General features: G+C 66.6%; 4 protein-coding genes. 2 read left to right on the forward strand and 2 right to left on the reverse strand.

What is annotated here, in order from left to right; genetic code table 11:
- Nucleotides 1–3: 3 nt before the first annotated feature.
- Together ASE28_RS15030 and ASE28_RS15035 are read right to left on the reverse strand one after the other, a co-directional pair.
- Complete coding sequence (locus ASE28_RS15030; protein WP_057267325.1) at nt 4–1,356, reverse strand: hypothetical protein; 1,353 nt, start codon at nt 1,354–1,356, stop codon at nt 4–6.
- 2 nt (nt 1,357–1,358) lie between these two features.
- Nucleotides 1,359–1,595 (reverse strand): hypothetical protein, encoded by a 237-nt coding sequence (locus ASE28_RS15035; RefSeq protein ID WP_057267326.1) that lies wholly within the window; start codon nt 1,593–1,595, stop codon nt 1,359–1,361.
- Nucleotides 1,596–4,081: 2,486 nt separating this feature from the next.
- On the opposite strand from ASE28_RS15035, the gene ASE28_RS15045 reads away from it, so the two are divergent.
- Nucleotides 4,082–4,921 (forward strand): sulfotransferase, encoded by an 840-nt coding sequence (locus ASE28_RS15045; protein WP_057267328.1) that lies wholly within the window; start codon nt 4,082–4,084, stop codon nt 4,919–4,921.
- Between the two features lie 582 nt (nt 4,922–5,503).
- Nucleotides 5,504–11,737, forward strand: a 6,234-nt coding sequence (locus tag ASE28_RS15050; RefSeq protein WP_057267329.1) for a DUF4347 domain-containing protein, incomplete at its 3' end; no start/stop codon positions are given.

Genomic DNA, 11,737 nt, shown 5'->3' on the forward strand with positions numbered 1-11,737 from the left:
CGGTCATAGTCCGCTACTCCCTGCATCGCCGGCAGAGGGGGCATTTGTTGCAGGCCCTGGCGATGGTGCGGTGGCTTCCCTCGGCGCCGTCTTGATGATCCAGCTGTCCGGGTTGTAGCCCAGCCGGTTCGCCAGCACGGTCAACTGCGGGTTATAGGTGGTCGCCAGGTCGGAGAGTGCGCGATCAGCCTTCTCGGGCGAGAGATCGGCTGTATTGATCTGGAACACCTTGGCGGCGTAGTCTGCCCGCAGGTTGTTCAGCGTACTGCGGTCATTCGCATCGGTCTGGCTTTGCTGGTTGCGGTCGTCGTGGTTCAGTTGCATCTGCAGCCGCGCCATGCTGGTGTCGGGCTGGATCGCCGCCGCGCGCGAGGCCGCATCCAGCTGCGCAATGGACATCTGGGTCTGCGCCGCGAACTGGTCGCGCGCCGACTGGTAGCCGTTCTGCACCGCGTCGCGCTCCAGCGTCAGCTGCTGCTGGCGGTCCAGCATCCGGTACTCGCGGTCGAACTGCTGCTGCGCCGCCCATTCGTTGGCCTGCACGTTGAAGTCGGCCATGGTGGCGTCGCGCACAAAGGCATTGTTGTCGCGCGCAAAGGTGTTGGCCTGGCCGGCGTTGAACTCGCCTGCGCGGGCATAGGTGCTGGCGTCCTGCTGGGCAATCGGCATGGCCGCGTCGTACAGGGCCGAGTCGGCCGCCGTCAACGCCATCGAGCTGTTGAGCAGGCCGCGCGTGTTGGCCGTCTGCAGCGCGCGGGCGCGGGCCTGCTGCATCAGCGGGCTGTCGTCCGCAATGATCTGCTGCAACTGGCTGCGCACCGTCTCGTTGGGCGCCACGTCCCAGCGCGTCATGCCCTGCAGCTGCGACAGGTTGATGCCGGTGGTGGGCGGCTTCTTGGCGTCTTTGGTCCAGCCCTTCTGGGCGTCGTAGGTGTAGTCGTAATAGGGCTTCTCCAGCCCACCTGCGGTGCCATAGCCGCCGATGGCCGAGTCCTCGGCCGACCAGCCGTAGAGTTGCCCGAACTGCTTTTGCGTGAGGCCCAGGCCCTGGGCCTGTGCGGCGACTTCCTGGCTGGTCTTGCCCACCGACCACTGCTTGCCGGTGTTGATCTCGTCGGCCGTGAGGTCGCGCCCGCCCTCCCAGCCGGTGGAGGCGGCGGCGGGTGCCGGCGATGGCGCATACGAGGGTGCCGGGGCTGGCGACGGCGCTGCGCCCCAGGCCTGGCTGGCCAGGTTGAACTGCGCGTCGGTGACGCCCAGCGATTTACCGATGCGTGCCAGGTCCTCGTCCGACGCGCCGTTGGCCCGCTCGGTCGCATAGGCTGCGTTGACGTGATCCTGCGTGTACTCTGCCATGGTCAATATCCTTTGCTGCGGTCGGTGGTGCCGCGCTGCTGCGCCTGCAGGGCAATGCGGCCTGGCAGGGCCAGCAGGGCCTGCAGCTCCTGGATGGCGGCCTGCGCGGCGCGGATCTCGGAGTCGCTGGAGCGCACGGTGGTGCACACGGTGGTCAGCTCGGCGATACGCTCGGCCGCGTAGGCCTGCACACCGCGCCACACGGCGGTGGCGGGGTTGATCTGTTCCATCCAGCTCATGTGAAATCCCCCGTGCTCATACGCCCTTGCCCATCTGTGCGCTGAATGCCATCTCGGCATTCAACATCTGCGCCTTGCTGTCGCGGTCGGCCTGGCGGTCGGCCAGCACGGCGCGGGTCTTTTGCACCTCAAAGGCCTGGCGCCGCTGGGCCTCGGTCTGGCCCGTGCGCTCGCGCGCCGCGGAGGTGGCCGCGTCCAGCGCCATGCGCTGCTGGGCCAGCTCGCGCTGGGCCATGGCCTCGTCGCGGCGCAGCTGCAGGCGGGCCTTCTCCAGCTCGCCATCCATCGCGGCCTGCTCGCGCTGCTGGGCCACCCGCTCGGCGTCGGGGCCGCTCTTGCCGGGGGGCTGCTGCGCCTCGGCCTGCTGCATGCGGGCGATCTCCTGCTCGGTGGGCAGCACGCGGTCGGGGTCGAGCTTGAAGGCGCGCGCAAACTCGCGCATCAGCCGCATCTGGTTGCTGGGCGGCAGGCCCATGGCCTGCGCCGTCTGCATGAAGGCCTGCAGCCGCTGCGCCTGGCCCTCCAGCTCCACCAATGCGGCAATGCCCAGCGCACGCACGCGGCTGTCGCCCTTGATCTCGGCCTTCTCGCTGTATTGCATGTTCCAGTCGAAAAAGCGCGTGATCAGCGGGGTGACGATGTCGTCGTCCCAGTTACGCACCGCGCGGCGCACCCACAGGTTGGCCGCGTTGTAGGCAATGCTGGCACCCGTGGCGCTCTGCATGTAGCTCGGCGCCTCGGTGCCTTGCAAAAAGGCAGGCAGCGTGCCCACCTCTTCGATCAGCTGCTTGCTCATGCCGAAGATGGCCTGCAGCTCCTGCAAGCGCGCATCGATGGCGATGAACTGAATGCCCTGGCGTGCGTCCGAGCCCGGGCGCTTGTTGCGCCAGAACTTGCCCGGCGCCATGCGCCACGAGCCATCCACCGGCTCGNGTCCACCACCACCTGGGGCAGCACGCACAGGCCCATGTTGTCGTGCATGGCGCGAAACGCGCTGTTGGCGCTCTCCTGGTTGTCGCGCACCTCGTACGGCATGCCAAAGCCGAAAATGCTGGCCTCGTCCATCTGACAGGTGAACACGCTGTAGGGGTGCTCGTTGCTGTCCAGCGGGTTCAGCGCCGCTTTCAGCACCTCACCCTGGCTGCCGAACCAAACCACGCCGGTGTAGGTCTTGAGCGGGTCGTCCTCCACAGCGCAGCCGCAGTCGATCAGGTCCTGCGCGGTGATGGGGCCGTGGTACTCCCACACCTCATAGCGCCGGTCCTTGGCGCCGCTGGCGCCGCTGATGGCGCGCAGCCGCTCGCGGTAGTTGTTGGTGGGCGTGGTCGGCTCGGCGCCCAGCATGCGGCGCAGGGCATCGGCGTCCACGTCGGGCATGTCCTGCAGGTCGGCCGCCTCCTGGCGCGTGAGGTAGTGGCGCTCGAACACGAACTCCGCTTCGCGGATGTGCGTGCTGCTCATGTCGGGGAAAAAGTTCCACAGGTCCACCCGCGCCGCCTGCGGCAGCGGCTTGCGCGCAAGGCTCATCACATACGCGCCATCGCCCTGCCGTGCCCAGCGCTTGGTGGTGCGAAACATCGGCACCGGCCCCTTGAGCACGCCCGTGCCGTACAGCACCGCATCGTGGATCACATCGCGCGCATGGCGCGGGTAGCTGCACTCGGCCAGTTGGTCGTCGATCTCGCGCTGCATCGCGTCGCAGCGCTTGGCCGCCTCGTCCACCATCTGGCCAATCGCCTGCTGTATGCCACCGGCCGTCAGCATCGGCCCCTCGGGCGACTGCATGGGCGTGTCGGGGGGCAGCTGCCCGGCCAGGTCCAGGGCCTCGTCCAGGTCGGGCACGGGCGTGGGCTCGATCACGTAGTTGCGCTCTTCGCTGGGGAACAGCATGTCGAACAGCCGCGCCTCCACCAGCCCGCACAGCCGGCGTGTCAGCGGCACAAAGACCCGGCTGCCGTACTCGCCCTCATCGCCGAACATGCCCGGGTCGTACTGCCCGTTGAACTGGCGCACGTCCTTGTACCAGCGCTCCTCGATCACCTGGCGCTGCTGCACCTGCTCCTGCGCCAGGGTGAGCAGCCGCCGGCCCAGGGCGCCCACGCGCACGGCGCGGGCCTCGGCCTCGCGGCGCTGTTGCGCTGCGAACTCATCGTCATCGATACGCTGCTGCGCGGCATCGGCCTCGCTCGCCTCGGCCAGCAGGGCCAGCACTTCGTCGGCGCCCATGGCGCCGCTGGCAACCAAGGTGGCAATGTCGTCGGCGGTCTGGCTCGGCAGGCCATCGGTCACGGCAAAAGAGGGATGGGAAAACGGTGGATTTCGCATGCACCGCAGTGTTGCGGGGCGGTGCCGCGCGAACAACGCGCGGCATATATGCAGGTTTGCGCGCAAGCCCCGCGCCTGGCGACATGGGCAAGCAAGGCGATACAGTATGCGCAGGCGCCGACGGATTGCCCTGTTCTTCTTACTGCCCGCACTTCATCCCAATGACCACTGCCTCTCCACGCTACCATTTCATCACCGGCCTGCCCCGCGCGGGCTCCACGCTGTTGTCGGCCCTGCTGCTGCAGAACCCGCGCTTTCATGCCGGCATGAGCAGCCCTGTGGGCGGCCTGTTTCGCGGCATGCTCAACCAGTTGGGCGCGGGCAGCGAGTTCGGCCCCGTGGTCACCCGCGCACAGCGCCACCGCCTGGCACGCGGCCTGTTCGACAGCTACTACGCGGACCAGGCGGGCGAGAAGGAGGTCATCTTCGACACCAACCGCATGTGGAGCGCGCAGATGCCCGCCCTCATGGAGATGTTCCCAGGCGCCAAGCTGATAGCCTGCGTGCGCAACGTGGCCTGGGTCATGGACAGCATCGAGCGGCGCTACCGCGCCAACCCCTTCGAGATCACCCGCCTGTTCAACGACGACACCGAGCGCAACACCGTCTACAGCCGCGTGGACACCCTGGCCCAGCGCAACCGCATGGTCGGCTACCCATGGACGGCGCTGAAAGAGGCGTTCTACGGCGAGCACGCCGCCTCGTTGCTGCTGGTGGACTACGACCTGCTGGCCCAGGCCCCGCACAAGGTGCTGCCGCTGATCTACCAGTTTTTGCAGGAGCCCGCCTTCGAGCACAACTTCGAGAAAGTGCAGTACGACGCTCCCGACTTCGACGAAGCCCTGGGCCTGCACGGCCTGCACAAGGTGCGCCCCACCGTGGGCCTGGAGCGGCGCGAGACCATCTTGCCGCCCGACCTGTTCGAGCAGTACGGCAAGCTGTCGTTCTGGCACGACCAGGCCAACAGCCGCGCCAGCGTGATCACGGCCAAGGCAACGTAGCAGGCAGCGCAGCCGCCTGCTTGGTGCCGGTCGGCAACGCCTGATGGCGGCGTTGCCGTCCTGCGGCGCACCGCTGTCATACGGCTGCCGCCAACGCTGCGCATGGCCAACACCGCCTTGGCTTCTGCTCTGCGGCCTGCGGCGGCAGCGGGCCGCACTGAATGGAATCAAGATGTTACGAGGGCTGCCACATGGCAGCTTTTTTGTTGACCCTCACATTCCTTTCACTTACTTTCAACCGTTGCCCCAATAAGGGGATTTTCGGCTGCAAGCCTTGTCATGGAATGAACGCAACAGACGCCTCGACCCTGCACGCATCAAGCGGCCCACGCCGCCATGCGGGTTGCCACGCGCCCGCACCGCTTGCGTTCGGCCCGTGTTGAAAAGGGGCCGGTCTGTGTGTGCAACTTCCCACTGCCATGCAGCCAGCCGCCTCTTCGTTGACCCGCAGCCCCAGTGGTTGGCGCCTGGCGCCACTGACCACGGCGACCGCCTTCGTTCACTCGTGCCGCCTGCAGTGCGTGCCAGTCAACCCACGCAACAGACCTGCTGCGAACACACCGATTTAACCGGATCAGCACCATGACCAACACGTCCCACACCACCGACACGGCCACGCACCAGATCGTCTTCATCGACAGCCGGGTGCCCGACCTCCAGTCCATCATCGCGGCCGCACAGCCGGGTGTAAAGGTGGTGGTGCTCAACGCTGCCGAGAATGGCGTGGCGCAGATGGCCAAGGCACTGCAGGGCGAGCAGGGCCTGACATCCATCAGCGTGGTCTCGCATGGCGACGACGGGGTACTTCTGCTGGGCAACGGTCCCCTGCACGCGGGCAACCTCGATCAGCACCAGGCCGACCTGAAAGCAATCGGAGACGCCCTTGGGCCTGACGGCGATCTGCTGCTCTATGGCTGCGATGTGGGTGCTGGGGAGGTGGGGGCCCAATTCCTGCAGGCGCTGGCGCAACTGACCGGGGCCGATGTGGCTGCGTCCAATGACGCCACCGGTGGTGCAGTCAAGGGAGGCGACTGGGATCTGGAGATCACGACGGGCGCTGTAGGGCACGACAGCGCGATCGATGTGAACATGCTTTCGAACTACGATGGCAACCTTGCCACGCTGACCGCCAGCACGATTGGCGAGCTGCGCACCGCGCTGGGAACTGCTGCCACCAATAACCAGAGCGACACGATCACACTGCTGGCCAACATCGGTGCCGCGGGCGCAGGCGACGTAGTGGCCAGCGTGACGGATGGACACAAGACCTTTGTCGATATCAACATTACCGATGGCCAGACACTGGAAATCGTGGGCGGTGGCAACACGCTGGACGCCAACTACTACGGCCGTGTGCTGGAAGTTCGGGGCGGAACCGTTACCATTTCCGACCTCACCATTCGCGAGGGCTTGGTCTCCGGTCGAGGGGGCGATACCGGCAACCCGGCGCCAGCAGCGGGCGATGCGTTGGGCGGTGGCATACGCAATGCGGGAACCCTGACACTTACAAGTGTCAACGTGACTGCCAACGGCGCCTCTGGCGGCGGCGGCGGCGGCGGTAACCTCGCGCCTGCCTTGGGTGGCGGCGGAGGAGGCGGCGGCGGCGGTGGACTTTCAGGTATTGGAGGCGGTGCCGGTGGCCATGCAGAGTCCACAATAAATGCGGGAGCATCGGGCGGGTCAGGCACCGGGGGGGACGGCGGCGGCGGCGCTGCCTATCTCAAAGGCAAGGGCGGCACCACGATCGGTGGGTCAGGCGCAAACGGCGGTGGCGGCTACTCCAACGGATCTGCAGGTGGGACAGCGATCAGTGGCGGCCTGTCCATCGGCGGCGGCGGCGGAGGTGCAGGCTATGACTCCGGTGGTGGCAAAGGTGGCAATGCTGCGGGTGGCATCTACAGCTCTGGCACGCTCACGATCTCCGGCAGCACGATCACCAACAATATAGGCGCTGGCGGAGGTGGTGGGGGGGGCTCTGTGGCGGGAAAAGGCACTGCCAATGGAGGCGATGGTGGCAGTGGCACTGGCGGCATCTGGGCTACCGGCGTGTTGAAGATGGATACTTCGTCTTCATCATCGTTGTCAGGGGGCACGAACAAGGGCGCCGGCGGCACAGGCGGCGAAGCCCCTGGCGGTGCCAGCGGGGTCACCGGCACCGCCAATAACAACAACCTTGGGACCATTACTCCCTATACACCTCCATCGATCACCAACGCCACCTACGACGCCGCCACCGGAGGCCTGTCGGTCACAGCCGTCGGCATGACCACCGGCGACACCATCGATGTAACCAAGCTCAGCCTCACCGGCCAGGGCGGCAGCTACACCCTGACCAGCGCCAACGTGACGGCCAGCAGCGCCACGGCGTTCTCCGTCACCTTGAACGCCGCAGACAAGCTGGCCGTCAATGGCGTGCTGAACAACAATGGCACAGCCTCGGTTGGTGCCACCACCTTCAACTTGGCCGGCGCGGCCAATTGGGATACCACTGCGGCCGCCCCGGCCGACCTCACCGGTAACGCCGTTACTGTCTCCAACGTCACCGCCCCCACCATCACCAGCGCCACCTACGATGGCGCCACCCACGTCTTCACCGTCACCGGCACAGGCCTGGTCAAGACCATTGGCGCCACCAACGACGTCACGGTGTCCACCCTGACCATCACCGGCGAAGGCGGCGCCACGCGTACCCTGTCCACCACCGGCAACGTCGAAGTCACCAGCGCCACCAGCTTCACCTTCACCCTGGCCGGTGCAGACATCGCCGCGGTCGATACCCTGCTCAACAAGAATGGCACCACCTCGGCCAGCAGCACCACCTACAACCTGGCGGCTGCCGACGATTGGAACAGCGTGGTCACAGGTGGCAATATCGCCGACCTCACGGGCAACGGCATCACCGTTGCCAACGCGGCGCCCAGCATCCTTTCTTCCACCTACGACGCTGCCACCGGCATCCTCACCGTCTCGGCCCTGAACATCGTCGGTGGAGACACCATTGATGTGACCAAGCTGTCCCTCACAGGCCAGGCAGGCAGCTACACCCTGACCACGGCCAACGTCACGGCCAGCAGCTCCACGGCGTTCTCGGTCACCCTGAATGCCGCAGACAAGCTGGCCATCAACGGCATCCTGAACACCAACGGCACTACGGCGGTGGACACCACCACCTTCAACTTGGCCGCTGCGGCCAACTGGGATGCGACCACCACGTCGAGTGCCGACCTCACGGGCAATGGCGTCACGGTCAGCAACGTCGCAGCCCCCACCATCACGTCTGCCACTTACGACGGCACGACCCATGTCTTCACTGTCACCGGCACGGGCCTGGTCAAGACGATTGGCGCCACCAACGATGTCACGATCAACAAGCTGACCATCACTGGCGAAGGCGGAGCCACCCGCACCCTGTCCACCAGCGGCAACGTGGAAGTCACCTCGGCCACCAGCTTCACCTTCACCGTGGCGGGTGCCGATATCGCCGCCGTCGATGCCCTGCTCAACAAGAACGGGGCTTCTTCTGCAGGTGCCACCACCTACAACTTGGCGGCGGCCGATGACTGGAACAGTGTCATCACCGGTGGCAACATCCAGGATCTCACGGGCAATGGCATCACGGTATCCAACGCCGCGCCCAGCATTGCCAGTGCCACCTACGACGCTGCCACAGGCATCCTCACCGTCTCGGCCCTGAACATCGTCGGTGGCGACACCATCGATGTGTCCAAACTGTCCCTCACCGGCCAGACCGGCAGCTACACCCTGACCACGGCCAACGTCACGGCCAGCAGTTCCACCGCCTTTGCGGTCACGCTGAACGCCGCAGACAAGCTGGCCATCAACGGCATCCTGAACACCAACGGCACCTCTGCCGTGGACACCACGGTGTTCAACCTGGCCGCTGCGGCCAGTTGGGATGCGACCACCACCTCGGGTGCCGACCTCACGGGCAATGCCGTCACGGTCTCCAACGTGGCCGCCCCCACCGTCACATCGGCCACCTACGACGGCACCACCAACACCCTGGTGGTCACCGGCACCGGCCTGGTCAAGACCATCGGCGCCCCCAACGACGTCACCGTCAACAAGCTCACCATCACCGGCGAAGGCGGTGCCACCTACACCCTGTCCACCTCCGGCAATGTGGAGGTCACATCGGCCACCAGCTTCACCGTCACCCTCACGGGCGCAGACATCGCTGGTGTCGCCTCGCTGCTCAACAAGAACGGTACTTCTTCGGCCAGCAGCGCCACCACCTACAACATCGCGGCGGCCGATGACTGGAACAGCGTGGTCACCGGTGGCAACATCGCCGACCTCACGGGCAATGGCATCACCGTTGCCAACGCCGCCCCGAGCATCCTCTCGTCCACCTACGATGCCGCCACCGGCATCCTCTCGGTCTCGGCCGTGAACATCGTCACCGGCGACACCATCGACGTCTCCAAGCTGTCGGTGGTCGGCCAGGGCGGGGGCTCCTACACCCTGACCAGTGGCAACGTCGCTGCTGCCAGCGCCACGGCGTTCTCGGTCACCCTGAATGCCGCAGACAAGCTGGCCGTGGGCGGCCTGCTGAACAAGGCCGGCACCACGGCCGCCGACGCCACCACCTTCAACCTGGCCGCCGCCGCCAGCTGGGATGTGACGACCACCTCGGGTGCAGACCTCACGGGCAATGCGGTGACCGTGTCGAATGTCTCGGCACCCACGATCACCTCGGCCACCTACGACGTCACCACCCACATCCTCACGGTCACCGGCACCAACCTGGTCCAGACCCTGGGGGCGACGAACGACGTCACCGTCGCGGCCCTGACCATCACCGGCGAAGGCGGTGTGGCCCGCACCCTGTCCACCACCGGCAATGTCGAAGTGATCTCGGGCACCAGCTTTGCCGTGACCCTGGCCGGCGCAGACCAGGTGGCTGTGGAGGCGCTGTTCAACAAGAACGGCACCACGTCCACCAGCGGCACCACCTACAACCTGGCCGCCGCCGACGACTGGAACAGCCCGGTCACCGGCGGCGACATTGCCGATCTCACCGGCAATGCCATCACGGTCTCGAACGTGCCCGTGCCCACCATCACCAGCGCCACCTACAACGTGGCCACGGGGGCACTGGTGGTCACCGGCACGGGCTTGGGCTCCAAGGCGGGGCCTGCCAATGACATCGTTGCGAGCAAGTTCACCCTGACCGGCGAGGGCAACGCCACCTACACGCTGACCACCACCGCCAATGTGGACATCACCAGCGCCACGTCGTTCACGCTGATCCTGAGCCCGGTCGACCAGGCAGCCGTGCGCGCCATCGCCAACAAGAACGGCACCAGTTCTACCAGCGGCACCACCTACAACCTGGCTGCGGCCGAGGACTGGGCTGCCGGGGCGGATGCCGCCGTGGTGCTGGCCGACCTCACGGGCAATGGCATCACCGTGGCCAGCGTGGCCGTGCCCACCGTCACCAGCGCCACCTACAACGTGGGCACCGGGGTGCTGGTGGTCACCGGCACCGGGCTGCTGGGCCGGGCGGGCGCTGCCAACGACATCGTCGCCAACAAGCTGACCTTCACCGGCCAGGCCGGGGGCACCTACACGCTGACCGATACCCCGGACGCCGACATCGCCAGCTCCACCAGCTTCACCCTGACGCTGAGCGCCACCGACAAGACCGCCGTGAACCTGCTGCTCAACAAGGAGGGCACCGCCTCCAACGGCGGCACCACCTACAACATTGCCCTGGCAGAAGACTGGAACGCCGGGGCCGACGCGGCCGTGGTGATCGCCGATCTCACGGGCAATGCGGTCACGGCCAGCGGCTTCCCCTCGGACGGTGGCGGCACCCCACCCATCGGCACCCCCATCGACGGCGTGCCTGTCATCACCGAACCGGGCCCCGGCGGCTCCACCATCATCACCATCCCGGTGGTGCTGCCCACCCGGCCCGATACCCCTGGCACCCCCTCCCCGCTGGCCGACATCCCCTTGGTCACCTCCCCCAGCGGCACCCCGATCGTCTCGGTCAGCGTGCCCACCGGGGTCGGGCTGCAGGCCGAGGGCCTGACCACCACGACCATGGGCTCTGCGGCCCTCGCCGAACTGGGGTTCCGCATCGAGCGGGTCACCGGCAACAACCCCGAGCTGACCAACGCCGGCCAGGTGTTCTATGCCACCCTCAATCCCAATGAACCGCTGTCGGTGCAGATCCTCAAACCCACCATCGGTGCCGGCTACAACGGCACCCAGCCCCTGGTGATCAATGGCAGCAACAACCCCGCCGACGGCAAGCAGGCCGTGATCCTGGATGCCCGCTCCCTGCCTTCGGGCACGGTGATCCAGGTGGACAACATCGAGTTCATCGCCGTGGTGGGCAATGTGCGCCTGATCGGCGGCGCGGGCCAGAACGCGGCCAGCGGCGACAGCGGTGCCCAGTGGATCGTGCTCGGCCCCGATGACGACATCATCCATGGCGGTGGTGGCAACGATGTCGTGGGCAGCGAGGGCGGCGATGACCAGGTCTATGGCGATGCGGGCGACGACATCGTGTTTGGTGGGGCGGGCAATGACCTGCTATCCGGTGGCACGGGCAGCGACAAGCTCAATGGCGGTACCGGCTTCGATGTGGCCGTGCAGGAGGGAGCTCGCAGCGACTACTCGGTCACCCTGGAGGGTGCCGGTATCAAGCTGACCCATACCGCCTCGGGCATCTCCGACTGGCTGCTCGATGTCGAGCAGGTGCGCTTTGCAACGGGCCCGAGCCTCACGGTGGCGCACAGCGCCGCCGAAGAAGCCGGGGCCTATCTGTTCCAGAAGTGGATT

The organism is Acidovorax sp. Root219 (genome assembly GCF_001428665.1).
In the GTDB taxonomy this organism is placed as follows: domain Bacteria; phylum Pseudomonadota; class Gammaproteobacteria; order Burkholderiales; family Burkholderiaceae_C; genus Acidovorax.

Excerpts from the sequence above, each read along its gene's own strand:
- ASE28_RS15030 (WP_057267325.1), bottom strand. The coding sequence starts at position 1,356 with ATGGCAGAGTACACGCAGGATCACGTCAACGCAGCCTATGCGACCGAG.
- ASE28_RS15035 (WP_057267326.1), bottom strand. The coding sequence starts at position 1,595 with ATGAGCTGGATGGAACAGATCAACCCCGCCACCGCCGTGTGGCGCGGT.
- ASE28_RS15045 (WP_057267328.1), top strand. The coding sequence starts at position 4,082 with ATGACCACTGCCTCTCCACGCTACCATTTCATCACCGGCCTGCCCCGC.